The sequence below is a fragment of the Bradyrhizobium sp. 61 genome, assembly GCF_023073075.1.
Taxonomy (GTDB): Bacteria; Pseudomonadota; Alphaproteobacteria; order Rhizobiales; family Xanthobacteraceae; genus Bradyrhizobium; species Bradyrhizobium barranii.
This window is the reverse complement of sequence record NZ_JADPIU010000041.1, coordinates 68,654-82,963: the sequence shown is the minus strand read 5'-3', so window position 1 is coordinate 82,963 and position 14,310 is coordinate 68,654. Positions and strand designations below refer to the sequence as shown.

General features: G+C 63.5%; 20 protein-coding genes and 1 pseudogene. 6 read left to right on the top strand and 15 right to left on the bottom strand.

Annotated elements, in window-relative coordinates; translation table 11 throughout:
• Positions 1-181: 181 nt before the first annotated feature.
• Together IVB46_RS12300 and IVB46_RS12295 are read right to left on the bottom strand one after the other, a co-directional pair.
• The gene (locus IVB46_RS12300) at positions 182-550 is read right to left on the bottom strand and encodes a DUF5615 family PIN-like protein (protein WP_256468597.1); all 369 of its coding nucleotides are present in this window, start codon (positions 548-550) and stop codon (positions 182-184) included.
• On the bottom strand, positions 550-783 hold the full coding sequence (locus tag IVB46_RS12295) for a DUF433 domain-containing protein (RefSeq protein ID WP_247316012.1): 234 nt from the start codon (positions 781-783) through the stop codon (positions 550-552). The genes IVB46_RS12300 and IVB46_RS12295 overlap by 1 nt, the downstream gene beginning before the upstream one ends.
• Positions 784-995: 212 nt before the next feature.
• Between IVB46_RS12295 and IVB46_RS12290 the strand changes: the two genes are divergently transcribed.
• Positions 996-2,195, top strand: a complete 1,200-nt coding sequence (locus IVB46_RS12290) for an RHE_PE00001 family protein (protein WP_247316010.1) — start codon at positions 996-998, stop codon at positions 2,193-2,195.
• A gap of 9 nt (positions 2,196-2,204) precedes the next feature.
• Here the strand turns inward: IVB46_RS12290 and IVB46_RS12285 are convergent, their stop codons facing one another.
• The gene (locus IVB46_RS12285) at positions 2,205-2,390 is read right to left on the bottom strand and encodes a DUF2285 domain-containing protein (protein ID WP_247316081.1); all 186 of its coding nucleotides are present in this window, start codon (positions 2,388-2,390) and stop codon (positions 2,205-2,207) included.
• 157 nt (positions 2,391-2,547) lie between these two features.
• On the opposite strand from IVB46_RS12285, the gene IVB46_RS12280 reads away from it, so the two are divergent.
• Positions 2,548-2,889: a type II toxin-antitoxin system PrlF family antitoxin gene (locus IVB46_RS12280; RefSeq protein WP_247316009.1), complete on the top strand. Its 342-nt coding sequence runs from the start codon at positions 2,548-2,550 to the stop codon at positions 2,887-2,889.
• On the top strand, positions 2,886-3,389 hold the full coding sequence (locus tag IVB46_RS12275) for a type II toxin-antitoxin system YhaV family toxin (protein ID WP_247316008.1): 504 nt from the start codon (positions 2,886-2,888) through the stop codon (positions 3,387-3,389). Before IVB46_RS12280 ends, IVB46_RS12275 begins: the two co-directional genes overlap by 4 nt.
• A gap of 406 nt (positions 3,390-3,795) precedes the next feature.
• Here the strand turns inward: IVB46_RS12275 and IVB46_RS12270 are convergent, their stop codons facing one another.
• The 7 genes and pseudogenes from IVB46_RS12270 to IVB46_RS12240 all read right to left on the bottom strand — a co-directional run bounded on the left by IVB46_RS12270 (position 3,796) and on the right by IVB46_RS12240 (position 8,870).
• Positions 3,796-4,107 (bottom strand): DUF736 domain-containing protein, encoded by a 312-nt coding sequence (locus IVB46_RS12270; RefSeq protein ID WP_247316007.1) that lies wholly within the window; start codon positions 4,105-4,107, stop codon positions 3,796-3,798.
• Between the two features lie 552 nt (positions 4,108-4,659).
• On the bottom strand, positions 4,660-4,956 hold the full coding sequence (locus IVB46_RS12265; RefSeq protein WP_247316006.1) for a type II toxin-antitoxin system RelE/ParE family toxin: 297 nt from the start codon (positions 4,954-4,956) through the stop codon (positions 4,660-4,662).
• Positions 4,953-5,261: a type II toxin-antitoxin system RelB/DinJ family antitoxin gene (locus IVB46_RS12260; RefSeq protein ID WP_247316005.1), complete on the bottom strand. Its 309-nt coding sequence runs from the start codon at positions 5,259-5,261 to the stop codon at positions 4,953-4,955. Before IVB46_RS12260 ends, IVB46_RS12265 begins: the two co-directional genes overlap by 4 nt.
• Before the next feature lie 130 nt (positions 5,262-5,391).
• Positions 5,392-5,703, bottom strand: coding sequence for a DUF736 domain-containing protein (locus tag IVB46_RS12255; RefSeq protein WP_247316004.1), 312 nt, complete (start codon positions 5,701-5,703; stop codon positions 5,392-5,394).
• A gap of 675 nt (positions 5,704-6,378) precedes the next feature.
• Positions 6,379-7,306 (bottom strand): annotated as a pseudogene (locus IVB46_RS12250) (zincin-like metallopeptidase domain-containing protein).
• A gap of 294 nt (positions 7,307-7,600) precedes the next feature.
• On the bottom strand, positions 7,601-8,188 hold the full coding sequence (locus tag IVB46_RS12245; RefSeq protein ID WP_247342843.1) for a hypothetical protein: 588 nt from the start codon (positions 8,186-8,188) through the stop codon (positions 7,601-7,603).
• A 394-nt stretch (positions 8,189-8,582) separates the two neighbouring features.
• Positions 8,583-8,870, bottom strand: coding sequence for a hypothetical protein (locus tag IVB46_RS12240; RefSeq protein WP_247342839.1), 288 nt, complete (start codon positions 8,868-8,870; stop codon positions 8,583-8,585).
• Between IVB46_RS12240 and IVB46_RS12235 the strand changes: the two genes are divergently transcribed.
• Positions 8,817-9,887: an IS5 family transposase gene (locus IVB46_RS12235; RefSeq protein ID WP_247342876.1), complete on the top strand. Its 1,071-nt coding sequence runs from the start codon at positions 8,817-8,819 to the stop codon at positions 9,885-9,887. The two genes, IVB46_RS12240 and IVB46_RS12235, sit on opposite strands and share 54 nt — an antisense overlap.
• The gene (locus IVB46_RS12230; RefSeq protein ID WP_247342836.1) at positions 9,887-10,231 is read left to right on the top strand and encodes a hypothetical protein; all 345 of its coding nucleotides are present in this window, start codon (positions 9,887-9,889) and stop codon (positions 10,229-10,231) included. The genes IVB46_RS12235 and IVB46_RS12230 overlap by 1 nt, the downstream gene beginning before the upstream one ends.
• 352 nt (positions 10,232-10,583) lie before the next feature.
• Here IVB46_RS12230 and IVB46_RS12225 read toward each other — a convergent pair whose 3' ends face one another.
• From IVB46_RS12225 to IVB46_RS12205, 5 genes are all read right to left on the bottom strand, one after another.
• The gene (locus tag IVB46_RS12225) at positions 10,584-11,750 is read right to left on the bottom strand and encodes a serine hydrolase domain-containing protein (protein WP_247314852.1); all 1,167 of its coding nucleotides are present in this window, start codon (positions 11,748-11,750) and stop codon (positions 10,584-10,586) included.
• A gap of 226 nt (positions 11,751-11,976) precedes the next feature.
• Positions 11,977-12,135, bottom strand: coding sequence for a hypothetical protein (locus IVB46_RS12220; protein WP_247314853.1), 159 nt, complete (start codon positions 12,133-12,135; stop codon positions 11,977-11,979).
• A gap of 360 nt (positions 12,136-12,495) precedes the next feature.
• The gene (locus tag IVB46_RS12215; protein ID WP_247314855.1) at positions 12,496-12,714 is read right to left on the bottom strand and encodes a hypothetical protein; all 219 of its coding nucleotides are present in this window, start codon (positions 12,712-12,714) and stop codon (positions 12,496-12,498) included.
• 84 nt (positions 12,715-12,798) lie between these two features.
• On the bottom strand, positions 12,799-12,954 hold the full coding sequence (locus IVB46_RS12210; RefSeq protein WP_247314856.1) for a hypothetical protein: 156 nt from the start codon (positions 12,952-12,954) through the stop codon (positions 12,799-12,801).
• Between the two features lie 225 nt (positions 12,955-13,179).
• Positions 13,180-13,389: a response regulator gene (locus IVB46_RS12205; RefSeq protein WP_247314857.1), complete on the bottom strand. Its 210-nt coding sequence runs from the start codon at positions 13,387-13,389 to the stop codon at positions 13,180-13,182.
• Between the two features lie 305 nt (positions 13,390-13,694).
• Between IVB46_RS12205 and IVB46_RS12200 the strand changes: the two genes are divergently transcribed.
• Positions 13,695-13,895, top strand: a complete 201-nt coding sequence (locus IVB46_RS12200) for a hypothetical protein (RefSeq protein WP_247314858.1) — start codon at positions 13,695-13,697, stop codon at positions 13,893-13,895.
• The last annotated feature ends 415 nt before the right edge of the window (positions 13,896-14,310 follow it).

The following is a 14,310-nucleotide window of genomic DNA, read 5'->3' as shown; positions in this document are numbered from 1 at the left end:
CCTGACCTCGATCGCGTCCGCGCAGACGACCGGCGCCAACCGAAAAAACGGCGGAAGGGGAGGGGGCTGGGCTGACGTGGTCGTCTCTCATCCATCCGGGGCCTGGGCGGACGGGATTTGCAGGTGCCTTGGCGCCAGAATCGCCGATTCTGCGGGTTGATTTCCGCCCCTGTCATGAAATTTACGACCCGAGCGGGAGGATACGCACCCGCGCCCGGTCGAGATCGATGGAGATCAAGGCGCCTTCGGCGAGCTCGCGCTCGGTTTGTGCGATTGCACGGAGCACGGCGCTGCCGATCGCCACTGGCGTCAGCAAATCGGCCCGAATCTGGATGACGCTCGGCTTGCGGCGCTGCGTCGCGGCAAGGATCGTCGAAAAATCGAGGTCGTTGGTCACCACTACATGATCGTGCCCGGCCGCCCATTGCATCAGCGTGCGATCAGACGCGTCCACCGCACCCACCGCCGACCAATGCACCGCTTCGAACCCCGCGTTCTGAAGGAAAGGAACCCAGCTCGGCGACAGGTTCATGTCAATCAGGAATCGCATCAGGATGCGTGCTGCAGATCGACCTCGCGCTCCTCGGCCCGCCAGGCGGCGTAGCGCAAGGCCTCAAGCACGTCCTCGCGCGCGAGATAGGGATAGTCGGCAAGCAGCGCATCGATGCTGCGGCCGGCGCCGATCTGGCCGACGATCATGCCGACGGTAACGCGCTGGCCACGTATGCAGGGTTTCCCGCCCATCACGGCAGGATCTTGCGTAATTCGCCTAAACTCGTTCATGCGTTTCACCTCGACATCGCAACGCCAGCCTATCATAGTTGGCGCCAAGCGGGCACTCGAGATGACAGAGCATCCGGGAAGAACAGGCTCCCCCGCAACAGAGGAGGAGGGACGACCTTTGGTCGACCTCAGGGGCCTGGAAACGCGATTTCCCAACACCATCGATAAGCGGTGGTTTCGATTAGGAGAGCTGGCCGGGAACAGGCCTCGCTATGACGGAAGCCAAAGCCATGTTAGCTTCCGTTGCGCCGCTTCCTGTTAAGGTTATCAAGACCTTGCTGCCCAGCTACAAAATCCCCGAACCGCTGCCTTGGGCCCAGCTCGCCGGGCCGCTCGCCGTCGCCGAGGATGCGCTCGCCCGCTTCGACGAGCGGCTGGCCAAAAGCCCAATACGCGACGGCGCGATCAGCCGGATGCACTTCACTGATGCCTGCGCCAGTCTGTGGCTCGACGGCGAACTTGTCCACCTCGACGACCTCGTCCTCCACGACGCCGGCATGGACGTCCGCGCCCCGACCCACGAGCTGACCCGGGCTCATGCCGTGCTGCGCGCCCGTCGGCGCATCGCCGAGGCGAAGCCCGATTGGGTGCTGTCCGTTGCCGGGCTCGCTGGCCTCCGCGGACGGAGCGAGCGAGAGGAGGGGACGGGCAACCGGGAGGAAGATGAGGGAAGTTTTGAGGTTGACGAGGACGCGGAGCGGGAGGAGGCGGGTTTCGAAGGACCGCTTGGCGCCATCAACACCGATCCCCACCTGGCCGCCGCCTTCGCCGCGGTCGACGCCGCGAACGCCAGGGCGGAGCGCAGGCTCGCCGACGAGGCCCGGTCGCGGCCGGAGCGGGATTCCCTCGTCTACGATCCCGACTGGGACGAGGACGGCCGCCTCGACGACTGGCGCGCCGTCGTTGACGAGACCCGCACGCTGCCGCCGACCCTGGCGGCGGCGATCGCCGCGGATGCCTGGAACGCGATCCAACCGCTCGAGCACACGCCTTGGCTCGGCCGCCTGCTCGCAGCTAGCGTGTTGCGGGCCCGCGGCAAGACGCGCTGGCATCTGCCGTGCCTGCATGCCGGGCTGAAGGGCATCTCGCGTGAGCGCCGGCGGCCGCGCGACGCCGCAGCGCGGCTTGCCGTGCAGCTCGAGGCGATGACGGCCGCCGCCGAGGCCGGCCGCAAGGACCACGACCGCTGGCTGATGACCAGAAACCTGCTCGCCCGCAAACTCGCCGGCCGGCGCGCCACTTCAAAGCTGCCGGCGCTCCTCGATTACGTGCTGACCCGGCCGATCGTCTCGGCGGGCATGATCGCCGAAGAGCTCGGGATCACGCCCCGTGCGGCCCAAAACCTCGTTGCCGAGCTCGGCCTGCGCGAGGCGACCGGGCGTGGACGCTATCGGGCCTGGGGCATCCTGTAGGACGCCGAGTTAGTGCGGTGCCCCGCCACGAAGCAGATGCCGATAGCCGTGCTCCGTCATCCAGTGGGCGCGGGCGAGATGGGATCTCCAGGCGCGGCGGGCACGATCAGGCTCTTGGGCCGAATCAAGGTGCAGCACGATCCGCGCAACCTCTTTCCAGTCGGCGCCGTCGGCTTCGGCGTCGAGCAGGCGCAGTTAGGTGACCAGGTGCTCTTCGTCGTAGCCGGTCAGAACGGAGGCGGTCGGTGCATCGCGCACCGTGGCTCTTGCTGTATCTCGATCACGCCCGCTGGCGGCTTGACATACAATGCAAATGCATTACATCGAAGAGTGTGCAACCCCGGAGCCGGCCATGGCGAAAACGGCTGAAATTCTCGAAATCCCCGCCACCATCACTGAGCGTGGCCAGACGACCGTGCCCGCGGCAATCCGGAAAATGCTCGCGCTCGGCAAGCGCGATCAGGTGGTGTTTCGCGGGCTTGCGGATGGCACCGTCGTGATCGCGAAGAAGGTGGCTCAGGTCGAGGATGGCGATCCGGTGATCGGCAAGTTTCTCTCATTTCTCGCGCGCGACATGGCGAAAGAGCCGTCGCGGATTCGGCCGGTGCCGCGCTCACTCGTGTCCCGCGGCAAGGACCTGGTCAAGGGCGTTAAAGTCGATCTCGACGCGCCGCTTGCGGATGACGAGGCGTGAGCGACAAGACGCTCGAAATCAACGGCTGGACGATCTACGCGCACCCGCTGTTTCTCGACCAGCTTGAGGCGATGATCGGCGCCGTCGAAAAAGCGCGGAAGAAAGACCCGCAAGGATACAAGAAGAAGCGCGCTACAAAACTGCTCGCGGCCGTTCTCAAGGTCGCGTTCGAAGACATTCCGAGCGACCCGACGCGCGACACCTACCGCCAGGGCGGCACGCTCGGCGACGCGTACAAGCATTGGTTCCGGGCAAAATTCCTGCAGCAGTTCCGGCTGTTCTTTCGCTACCAGCAGTCCGCGGACGCGAAGGTGATAGTGTTGGCTTGGGTCAATGACGACACGACGTTGCGCGCTTATGAGAGCGCAGACGACGCCTACGCGGTGTTTCGCAGGATGCTCAATCGCGGCAATCCGCCCGACAGCTGGACCAACCTGCTCGCGGCGGCGAGCGCAGATTCGGCGAAGCAACGGCTGGCTCGCGCCGCTCCTAAGACATAGCTCTCGCTCGGCCAGCAACCGAGCGTTCGGTGGGGTTCGGGCGTCTCGGCGGATGGTAGCGGAGCAACTCGCCACCCCGGCGCGACGCAGGATCTCGTCGCGGAGCCCGGCCTGCGCAGGGCGACCAGACAGCGACGTATTGCGCGTGGGACGTTTTGTAATCGTGCCCTGGTGCGGATCAATAAAGGTCACTCTCCTCGCTTAGATTAATGTTAGTTATCGTAGTCCAACTACGACTTTGGCCCCAGTTCAAACTGGTCGGTTCATATCCCCGTAGCAAGGCGGCGATTCACAGGGATAAGCTAAACAGGCTCCATACCCGCGCCGGCGCCCTGAGCGTGCGCACATCTGCTGGTGTCAATGCAGAAGCGGCCCCGCCTTTCGGCGAGGCCGTTGCCGCGGGCCCTCAATCCCGGTTCGGGCGGGACCAGATGAGCTGGTGACCGTCCTGGCCTTCCACCTCGATCAGGGTGGCGTAGATTGGAGCGGGGAAGCTCGGATCGTCCAGCTTGACCGAGAGGTAATCGCGCTCGGTGTCCTTGGCGGTCTTCTGCCAGGCCGCACCCAGCTCGACGTTACCGGCGAAGATGCGGAAGTGCGGTCCCTTGTCGGAGGGGGTCTCGACCCGAACCAGCTTGGCTTTGGCGTTGAGGGCGAGGGTGCGAACCGTGCCGGTGAAGCCGTTGCCGGTCGAGGTGAAGGTGCCGATCGTCGCCATTGTGGTGTCCTTTCAGTTTCCCGGGCCGCGCCCATCGCGGCCTCGATGGCTGGCGACAGACCGGAGGCGGTCGACCCGCACCCCGAAGGGGCCGGCACGCAGTAGAGGGCAGCCAGGGCGCGACTTTCTTGTTTTGCGCGAGGAATGGACGCGCAGCGGCCAGGGGAAGAAAGTCGTAACCGGCTGTTGCGGGGGTAAGAGCGAGGCGGCGCGCAGCGACGACGCCCTTCGGTCAGACATGCCAATCGAGGACGACGTGGGTGTGCCAGAAGAAACGGCCGTGGGACGCGATGGCGGACAACGCTCCCCGCGACGTTGCAACTGATCATGTATTCCAGACCAACAGTGCCCTAAGGCCGGCGCTGAAAGTCCGTGGCGAGCCTGAGTTAACACCGCGCTTGATCAACAGCAGCATTTGGGAGCCCGAGTACGGACACCAAAGGCATCCGACAAACTCTCCGGCCACCTCTTCCAGCCGAACCCGGAGCATTGACAAGAATAGCCGCAAAAAGGGATCCAGCTCCGGTCGCAGGATACTGTACGGAGCCGGCCTCAATCGTCATTGGTAAGTTCGTCGGGCCACATCTGCGCGCCATGAAGCACGCGCAAGATGCGAACGGTTTCACCGTCGACCAGGTAGGCCGCGACATAAGGCGTGCGCGGGATGACCAACTCGCGCGTGCCAGCGACACGCCCGGGCCGACCACTGTCGGGAAAGTCGAGCAGGCGCCGCGCGGCATCGGCAATCTGTTCATCAACATGAACCGCCGCACGGGGATTCTCGGCTTCGATGTAGCTAAAAAAGCCGTCGCGATCGGACAACGCGAAGCGCGACCAGACGAGTTTCACCGTTCATGCTCCGCCGCTTTTCGAAGCGCTGCGGCACGGCGTTGCGCGAAATGCGCTTCGACCTCGGAATTATCGAGATTGGGCCGGGTATCCGCCAGCGCCTGGCGCACCTTCTCGCGAAACCAGCTATCGTAAGCTTGGCTGTTGCTCACGAGCTCCAGCGGAAGCATCCCTTCGTTGGCCGTGCGTGTCAGCAGGATCCGCACAGCGTCGGATACTGTGAGACCCATGTTTTCCAGAACCGCGGTGGCCTTTTCCTTTACGTCCGCATCGATTCGGGTTTGGACAAGGGCATTCGAAGCCATAGCGACCTCCTTTGTTCGCGGCTAATGTAATGCATTTGAATGACATGCGCCAGAGGCGTCACAGCCCCGTGACCGGGGAGCACAACGGCAAAACGGCCCCGCCTTTTGGCGGGGCCGCTGTCGCGGGCCCTCAGTCCCGGCTGGGGCGGGACCAGATGAGCTGGAGGCCGTCCTGGCCTTCCACCTCGATCAGGGTGGCGTAGATCGGAGCCGGGAAACTCGGATCGTCCAACTTGACCGAGAGGTAATCGCGTTCGGTGTCCTTGGCGGTCTTCTGCCAGGCCGCGCCCAGCTCGACGTTACCGGCGAAGATGCGGAAGTGGGGTCCCTTGTCGGAGGGGTTCTCGACCCGAACCAGCTTGGCCTTGGCATTGAGGGCGAGGGTGCGAACCGTGCCGGTGAAGCCCTTGCCGGTCGAGGTGAAGGTGCCGATGGTCGCCATTGTGGTGTCCTTTTTTCAGTTTCCCGGGCCGCACCCCTCGCGGCCTCGATGGCTGGCGACAGACCGGAGGCGGTCGACCCGCACCCCGAAGGGGCCGGCACGCAGTAGAGGGCAGCCAGGGCGCGACTTTCTTGTTTTGCGCGAGGAATGGACGCGCAGCAGTCCAGGGGAAGAAAGTCGTAACCGGCTGTTGCGGGGGTAAGAGCGAGGCGGCGCTTAAGCGACGACGCCCTACGGTCAGACATGCCAAATCGAGGACGACGTGGGCGTGCCAGAAGAAACGGCTGAGGAACACGAATTGCGATCATCAATACCTTGACCGAGGAAAGAACCCGATCACGGCTCATCGCACACATCTGGCAAACCGCCAGGCTTGCGCGTTGAGGTACGAACCGGGAAGGCGGGCGCGCTGCTCGGCCCTCAAGAGTCACACGGCCCGCAAAGTAAACCCGCAGACCACGAGCGTGATTTGCGCGGCAAAGCGACGACCCGTGCAAAGCCAGAAGTCGTACCCTCGAAGGAAGGCAAGCAAGATCGCCGTCAGGTCGCGGTATCCAGCACGAGAAACAGAGGGCGCTGGCCGTCGAGCGGCCAAGCAAGGGGCAGCAGTCTCGGCGCTGATCGCCGGATAAGTAAGGGCCGGCAAGCGCCGGCCCCAATCACGCTGTGCGCTCATCATGCCGCTTCCTCGACGTCTGCTGCCTTCGGCTGCAGGTCGTGCAAATAGGCGGCGGCGCGTTGCGCTTGCGCAGCAGCCGAGAAGATAAAGCGCTTCTCATTAGACAAGACCTCCAACCACGACTTGACGTAGCTTGCATGATCCGGCCGCGGTTCAAGTTCGGGAACGATCCCGAGATCCGCGCAGAGGAAGCAGCTCCCGAGTTCGGCTATCAGCTCTTCGCGCGCGCGTTCGCTCCGATCCTTGCCGTAACGGCTGAGATCGCGATTAACGCGGTGAGCGGGAGCGGTCCAATGCACGGTCTCATGGGCTCTGACGGCGACATAGGAACCCGTGTCGCGAAAACTTTCGATCGGCGGCATCTGAATATGATCGGACGAAGGCGCGTAAAACGCCATCGAGCCGCCGTGCCGAACGATCGCCCCGGTGTTGGCAAAAAAAAGCGTCGGCGTGCGCGTTGCGCTCGATCGTTGATGCGACGGCGGGCGGACGACCGTAGTAATGCGCGGGCAAGCCATCGATTTGATCGACGCAGAAGACGGTATAAGCTTTGAGGAAGGGGATATCCCGTTCGATTTCGTCGCCGTGAGCGTCGGTCTCCGTCTTGGTGAAGCGGCTCGCATACACCACAGTGCTGCCGGTCTCACCCTTACGGACATGCGCACCAAGTTCACTGGCCTGCTTGAACGTCATCCAGATCGGCGAGCAGAAGCCGCGCGCGATGGCTTCTGACCAAAGCAGCAAGACGTTGATGCCCGTATAGGGCTGGCCGTTGTGTCGCAGCGGTCGGGTGATGCGGCCCGCCATATTCGTGGCGGTCCAGGGTTGAACCCAGGGGCGCACGCCGCGTTCGAGCTCGGCGATAATGCGGTCCGTGATGCGGGTGTACAGGTCGCTTCGCGACTTTTCTCCGTTCCTGCTCATTATAATAACCTCCGTTCGGGAGGCCGCGCCATCACGGCCCCTCACGGGGTCCGCCACCGCCGGGCCCAAAGTCCGCGCACCCGAAGGGCCGAAGCAGAGCGAAGGACAGCGAAGCCGTTGCGCGGACATCGGGTCCGGCGCAGGACCACGCACGGGGAGGGGCCGAGGATGGCGAGCAGCACGAGCGGCGATTCCCTTTGTTAAAGCAGCGACATGAAAAAGGCCGGTCTCGACGACCGGCCCGTCACGTGGCTACTGTGGAAGAGGCGCGGGGCCGAGGCCCCGCGCCGGCGGTCAGTCGAACGCCGATATCTGCGCCTTGGCCGCTTTCCGACCGACGGTGTCGGCCGTGTTGTCGATGGGACGCTCGAAAGGCTTCCAGGTCTCGCCGACGACCTGTTCGTAGGCGGCGACGGCGCCTTCGGCGGCCATGCGAAGCGCGTGAGCCTGCGCGCCCATGTCGGCGGCGAATTCACGCTTGCGCTGTGCCTGGCTATCGAAGCCGACCGGACCATCGAGGTCCTCATCGCGGCTGTCGTTGGCGAGCTTGGCGGTCGCATCTCGCGCTTCGGTGACTGCCCGGGTGTAGAACTGGCCGGCGCCGTGGGCCGACCCGACATAAGCACCGACGATCCGTTGCAGGTGGATCTGCATGGCGCGTTCACTCAGGCCATCCCTGAGTGCGTCGGCGGTCTCGATGACGAGCCGCTTGTGCAAGTCGCGGATGCCGTCGCTGTCGAGGACCGCAAGGCCGAAGCTCTCGGAGATGCGCAGTGTCTGTGCGGAGTCGGGGCAGACGAGGCGGACCATTTCGAGGGTCGTGCCGCGGCGGAGCGGGATGACACGGGCCGAGGAGCGGGGAGAGCGGGCGGTCTTGGTCATCATGAGATCCTTTCTCGGTTTCGCCTTGGGAAGCGATCGGGCCCTTGTCCGTCGCCCCCTCGGGTGCGGTCGACCAGAACCGGCTTCAGCGAGCCGCTTCAGGGGGCGGTGGCTGCCAAGGCGAGCATGGGTGGGTTGCGGGCGAGCGGGCCTTCAGGCCTGCGAAGAACGCGGCCCCCATCGCGAGACGGCGGCCGCCGATCGCCTCGCGACTTGCCCTTGAAGCGGATCGCGGCCGGTTCAGACCGCAGCACAAACCGAGGGAGTGACGGGCAAGGGTCAGCGGCGCGCCGAAACCGTGAGAGGTTGGACCAAACCCGCTGAAACTCTCCGCCTAGACATGAAGTGTTTGCGCGCGCGCCGCTCGCGCTCCAATTGGTGGGCCCTTCGCCTCTCACCGCCACGCAGCGGAAACGCGATGACGCGTCCGAAACTGGGCGATCGCCGTCTCCTGCCGATCGAGCTTGCGCGTGAGAGCGTCGATCTCGCCGCGACGAGCCAAGGCGAGCTCCGCGACATGCTGCTGAAACAGCCGCTCATCCGCATTCGTCCAGCTCGATGCGTTACGGCCGCGCTGCCTTCGCTTCGTCCGGTCGGTGATCGTCAGCCGTTCGGCCCGTGACGCGATCTGGCGCTCGATGAGGCCGAGACGGCGCTGCGTCTCGGCTTGCGCGGCTTCCATCCGCTGCGAACGATCCGGACGATTGTGAACGAGGCGCTTTCGGCGCTGGAGCGCGAGTTTGCCGCGCTCTATTCGCCGATTGGGCGGCCGTCGATCCCGCCGGAGAAGCTGCTGCGGTCGATGCTATTGCAGGCGTTTTATTCAATCCGCTCGGAGCGGCTTCTGATGGAGCGGCTGGAATACGACCTGCTGTTCCGCTGGTTCGTCGGAATCGGCGTTGACGACGCAGCCTGGGACCATTCGGTGTTCTCGAAGAATCGCGACCGGCTGCTGGAAGGCGACATCTCGGCCAAGTTCCTCGCGGCGTTGCTGGCGCAGCCCAAGGTGAAGAAGCTTCTGTCGAGCGATCACTTCTCGGTCGATGGCACGCTGATCGAGGCCTGGGCCTCGATGAAGAGCGTCAAGCCGAAGGACGGCTCCGGCGAGCCGCCGGCGCAAGGCGGCGGGCGCAATGCCGAAGCGGACTTCCATGGCCAGAGACGCTCAAACGACACCCATGCTTCGATCACCGATCCCGATGCTAGGCTCTATCGCAAGGGTAAAGGCAAGGAGACGAAGCTGTGCTTCATCGGGCATGGGCTGATGGAGAACCGCCACAGCCTGCTGGTCGATGCCTGTCTGACGCTGGCGGACGGGCACGCCGAACGGGTGGCCGCGCTGCACATGATTGAGCCTCGTGCCGACCGACCGACAGCGATCACACTTGGCGCCGACAAAGCCTACGATGCAGAAGACTTCGTCAACGAGCTGCGCTCGATGAACGTGACGCCGCATGTTGCACAGAACACCAGCGGCCGCAGCTCTGCGATCGACGGGCGAACGACCCGACACGGCGGCTATGCCGTCAGCCAGCGCATCCGCAAGCGCATCGAGGAGGCATTCGGCTGGATCAAGACGATCGCACGGCAAGAGAAGACGAGCTTCCGTGGCCGTGATCGCGTCGCATGGGCTTTTACCTTCGCTGCCGCCGCCTACAATCTGGTGCGGCTGCCGAAGCTGATAGCGGAGGCCGGCTGATGGCCAGGGTACCCGGCTTCACCAAGGCCTTTGCCGGCCGCTGGCGCATCGTCGAAATGGACAACTGGGACAGCGACTTTCTCGATCTTGTCGAAGAGGCGCATCTCACCTTCGAGGGTAAGTCCGACGGCGAAATTGCCTTCGGAGCGCTGAAGGGCTTTCTCGACGTCCGCTACGGCGCGCGAGACGGTTCGGCCTGCGCGGAGTTCTCATGGGAAGGACACGACGAGAATGACCCGGCCTGCGGTCGCGGATGGGTTATGATCGGCGCTGCGGGCAGGCTCGTCGGCCACTTCTACATACATAATGGCGACGATTCAGGCTTCGTTTGCGAACGCGGCTGAGTTCTTCAACAGCCTGCTAGTGCATCTTACAGGTCGATTTGCAGGGACTTTGCGCGAAATCGAGGAACAAACTGTCGTGCGTCCTCTTCGCACCTTTATTCGCCTCTTCAGGCCCAAACAGGAGTGCTTTTAGCGACCCAGTTCGGTACCGAGGTGGCGCGCCGGAGGACCGACGGGTTGGTTGGCGCGTAATGGCCTCATGCGACGGGAAGCACGGCGCGTCATGGATGAGTTGCGGCAGGCGATTCAGCTCCGCCTGAGAGCGAGGCCGGATCATCGAAATCATGGACGTTCAGGCCCTTCGCAGGATTATCCGTCACACTGTCGTCGAAAGGACGGGCCCGGACTTAGGTCAACTCGACGACAAACCAGCCTCGACCTCGGCGTTCAGAAGAGTGGACATAATTTTCTGTCCCACTGGCGAAGCGAGGGCGCCAGCGGACAGAACCACTACGCCATTGCACGACGGAGCGTTTGCGCCGTTCTGAACCCAGCTCTCAAACCCCATCCACGAGCTGAAGCCTGGTACGCCCCCATCTTTCGACAGGACACGTCCCGCGGCGCCGGCGATATTCGGAAAGAACCATCCAATTCCGACCGTGGGGCCCTGCGCCTGTACGCTGCAGGTGCCCGTCGTACCGCATTGGCCACGGGCCGAGCCGGTCTGCTGCTGCGTCTGCAGGATGGCGAATTCCGTTGGCGAAGGCTGCAGTTGGCCCATGTTGTAGAGCAGCCATTGAAGCATGTCCGAGGCGCTACTGACGATCGATCCGCTCCCGAACACCATCGGTGGGCACGGCAGGTAGCTCTGGTTTACGGTGAAAGCCGTCGTCCCGTCATATCCACACGCCATGCTGGGAACTTGGCTCGTATTGAACAACGCGGTGTTGCCCATGCCCAGATCCGCGCACAGCTCCGCGAGTTGCCCGTTGTACGCATTATAGACGTCGACGTAGGGGTTCTGCGGGTTGAGGCCGACGATAGCCAGGAGGGACCAGGCAAGGTTTGAATACGTGTAGCACTGGCCCGCGGGGCAGATCCAAGCCGAGTTCTGTCCGCTGTTGAACCAATCGACGAGCTCGGCGAAGGTCTGCAAGTTACTGGCCGGGCAGAATTGTCCACGCGGATCGGGAGGCAGGCCATTGTCCTGCGGAAACCCCGAAGCATAAGTGACGATGTCGGCAACCGGAATCCCGCTGATTGCTGCAGGCAGGGAAATCGAGGGCATGCAGGACCCAACCGTATTTCCATCATATGTGCCTTGAAGACCGTAAAAAATTCTGGATGTGAAAACTTTTGAAATGGATCCGATTTCGAACAGAGTATTTGGCAGGTTCGCAGCGCTCACGAAACTATGGCTTGAGTCCCAAACCTCAATCTTAGAGGGAGAGAAGAACTTTGCAGAGGGGACGCCGGAGCCGTCAAAATCCGTAAAGACGTATACTGCCATCGCCATGTAATCGCTGACAGCGGCGTCTATGATGCTTTGGATCGCCGAGCTTGGGTCCGATAAAGCCATGAGCGCCTCTCCCCATTACACGCTGGATCGCAAGCAAACTTTAGCGCCTTTCGTTTCGGTTGTCTTCATTATAATAGAACCGTATAGGTTGATTATAAATGCGTAGTGAAGAGCGTCCTAAGTCCCGTGTGGGCGCTATGTCTGGGTTTGGCCCATCTGCGACCTCGGAGACCATCCGCTCTTTGGCCGCTGATGGCGGTAAACCGGACACCAGGCGGCCAGCCGCTCAAAACAGGTCCGCCGCGATGTTCAGGCCGTATGTCATGGCGGCCATCAGCGACAGGAAAAGACCGGCTCCGCAAAAGATCAGGATGGTCTTCAGTCCGTCGGCGTCGACGTCCGCGCCAATGGAATGCGATAGCACTTTCGCCAGTGCGGCCATCATCGGTCTCCTCCTCCAGACAATGCAGCGATGAAGAACAATAGCCTGCGGCGGCGGGATGAAGCCGGACCAGGCGGAGATTTCGCTGCTGCCCGCGCCCGATCTCGTGGAGGAGCGTCGGAAGTCGTTCGAGCCCGTCGCGCTAGGATCCCTCAGCGTCCTGACGGATCGGGTCTCCGGCAACATCGGAATCCCCTAGGACGCGCTGACGCCGATCCTGCAGATGCTGGTCGCCGGTCGGCTCAAGTTCGTGCTGATGCGCGGGTCCCGGTTTCGCCACCGCAGCGTCAGGCTGAACAGCCTCCGGCTCGAGACGAAGCTCACCGAGGACGACGTGTAGACTTGGCCGGGCGGGTGGACCAGTCAGGCCTCGCCCGGTCCGGAGAAGATCGACGCCGGCGGCGTCGTGCGCGGCACCGGCAGCGGGCGCTCGACCGCTCTCGCTGGCCGTACGGCGCTACCGCCCTTCAGGTCGTATTGCTCCGCCAGCTTCTGCAAACGCCTTCTGGTGAAGGGATCGGCCTTCTCGGCCAGGTCGCGCACGCGCTGCGCCAGACCTCTGTAGAACTCCTTCCGCTCCATGACGCACTCCTACGAAATCACTGCTCGCAGGAGTTGACTATATCCGCGGCCGGGGAGTCAAGACGCGGCACTCCCGGCAGTCATTCAGAAGAGAGCGGCTCCGAGCTCGAGGCCGAAGGTCATGACCGCCGCCAGGGACAGCAGCAGACCCGCGCCGCAGAAGATCGCGACGGTCGTGAATTGCTCGATGTCCACATCCGTGCCGGTCGCGCTCGCCAGCGCCTTGGCCGCCCAATCCATGCTTCGATCTCCTCGAAGAAAACGGTGACGACGGCAAGGGTAGCGGATGTTCGCGCCAGCGCGTGTGAAGCTCTCACGCGCCAGCCGAATGTGGATCGGTCCCCGGGCTGGGATTAGTCCCAGTCGTGGTGCGGCGACGGCTGAGCGCGGTATGTCCGCGAGGGAGATCTAATTGACGATCCACGCCGCTCGGCGGCTCTCCGTACTGCTATGGCCGAAGCCGCTTCACTTCGGAGGCTTGAGCTCGCCGGCGAGCCAGCCGACCGCGTCCGTCTGCATCGGATCCACGACGATCGAGATCTTTTCGGTCCGCTCGCAGGTCGAGCACTCGAACGTGCGCTCTTCGAAGCCATGTGCGCCAGGCGAGATGCGCGCCAGCGCCATCCGGTGCTTACATACCGGACACATCGGCCGATCGGTGCTCGATGCGATCATCCCTGTGATCCCCGGCGCGGATCATACGACGTCCGGAGCCGGAGTCTGCAATATTCGTGAGCGGAGCTTTTCCCGTAGCGAGGAACGACGCCGGTCCGGTGCCGTTGCTTCGTCAGGCCGCGCGCAAATGCGTGGCCTGCGCGGCTCCGCCCTCAAGCCCCCCCAGTCCCCAAAGGCGGGGCCACGCTCATCCTGCATCGCGGGAAGTCCGGTTTCGGGCGAGTTTTTCTTGCAGCATTTAACTTGTTTGAATCCCGGCAGCGGACGAGTGATGCATCATGCGGCCACCGCAGGGGGAGATCTCCATGTTCGACGCCGAAACGACAGCGCGCTTGCGCGCCGTCCTCGATGAGGTCTGCGAAACCGTGTCCCGCTATGAAACCGGCACCAGGACACACGTGGCCTCGAAGCTCCTGGAATGCGCCATCAGGGGCGAGACCTCGGTGGTCAATCTCAAGCAGGTCGGGCGGAGAGCCTTGAGCGAAGCGCCCACCATGTGGCGATAGGCCGGCTGGCTCCGCAAAAGACTTCCTCGGACGATGGCCACCGCGGCCTAGGAGCGCATCATGGCGTAGTCGTCTTCACGTGCTGCGCCTCCGCCACGCCTCGACCAGGCAGATCCCGAGGACGAGGAGCAGGATCACTGCCCATCTGAACTCACCGCCGATCTCGGCCGAACGTCTACGCATGCTGCCCAACGCGTTCGCCGCGCAGCGGCTCCTGTTTACGGGACGAAATTTATTCCCTCAATCCGGCTCGTCGCCCGTCCTTGTCGCCGCACTCGCGGCGATCAGTATCGCCTTCGCTGCTTCCCCGACCGAAGCCTGGCCGCGTCCGGCAGTTCCTACAAAGGAGCGCGTTTGAGGCTGCGACGGCCCCTTCGGCCGATGATGCAACCTGGAATCGCCGAGGAGCAGCTCG

What these genes read in the sequence shown, in the direction of transcription:
- IVB46_RS12300 (WP_256468597.1), bottom strand. Translation starts at nt 550, where the DNA reads ATGCGATTCCTGATTGACATGAACCTGTCGCCGAGCTGGGTTCCTTTC.
- IVB46_RS12295 (WP_247316012.1), bottom strand. Translation starts at nt 783, where the DNA reads ATGAACGAGTTTAGGCGAATTACGCAAGATCCTGCCGTGATGGGCGGG.
- IVB46_RS12290 (WP_247316010.1), top strand. Translation starts at nt 996, where the DNA reads ATGACGGAAGCCAAAGCCATGTTAGCTTCCGTTGCGCCGCTTCCTGTT.
- IVB46_RS12280 (WP_247316009.1), top strand. Translation starts at nt 2,548, where the DNA reads ATGGCGAAAACGGCTGAAATTCTCGAAATCCCCGCCACCATCACTGAG.
- IVB46_RS12270 (WP_247316007.1), bottom strand. Translation starts at nt 4,107, where the DNA reads ATGGCGACGATCGGCACCTTCACCTCGACCGGCAACGGCTTCACCGGC.
- IVB46_RS12260 (WP_247316005.1), bottom strand. Translation starts at nt 5,261, where the DNA reads ATGGCTTCGAATGCCCTTGTCCAAACCCGAATCGATGCGGACGTAAAG.
- IVB46_RS12255 (WP_247316004.1), bottom strand. Translation starts at nt 5,703, where the DNA reads ATGGCGACCATCGGCACCTTCACCTCGACCGGCAAGGGCTTCACCGGC.
- IVB46_RS12245 (WP_247342843.1), bottom strand. Translation starts at nt 8,188, where the DNA reads ATGACCAAGACCGCCCGCTCTCCCCGCTCCTCGGCCCGTGTCATCCCG.
- IVB46_RS12240 (WP_247342839.1), bottom strand. Translation starts at nt 8,870, where the DNA reads ATGGAAGCCGCGCAAGCCGAGACGCAGCGCCGTCTCGGCCTCATCGAG.
- IVB46_RS12230 (WP_247342836.1), top strand. Translation starts at nt 9,887, where the DNA reads ATGGCCAGGGTACCCGGCTTCACCAAGGCCTTTGCCGGCCGCTGGCGC.
- IVB46_RS12225 (WP_247314852.1), bottom strand. Translation starts at nt 11,750, where the DNA reads ATGGCTTTATCGGACCCAAGCTCGGCGATCCAAAGCATCATAGACGCC.
- IVB46_RS12220 (WP_247314853.1), bottom strand. Translation starts at nt 12,135, where the DNA reads ATGATGGCCGCACTGGCGAAAGTGCTATCGCATTCCATTGGCGCGGAC.
- IVB46_RS12215 (WP_247314855.1), bottom strand. Translation starts at nt 12,714, where the DNA reads ATGGAGCGGAAGGAGTTCTACAGAGGTCTGGCGCAGCGCGTGCGCGAC.
- IVB46_RS12210 (WP_247314856.1), bottom strand. Translation starts at nt 12,954, where the DNA reads ATGGATTGGGCGGCCAAGGCGCTGGCGAGCGCGACCGGCACGGATGTG.
- IVB46_RS12205 (WP_247314857.1), bottom strand. Translation starts at nt 13,389, where the DNA reads ATGATCGCATCGAGCACCGATCGGCCGATGTGTCCGGTATGTAAGCAC.
- IVB46_RS12200 (WP_247314858.1), top strand. Translation starts at nt 13,695, where the DNA reads ATGTTCGACGCCGAAACGACAGCGCGCTTGCGCGCCGTCCTCGATGAG.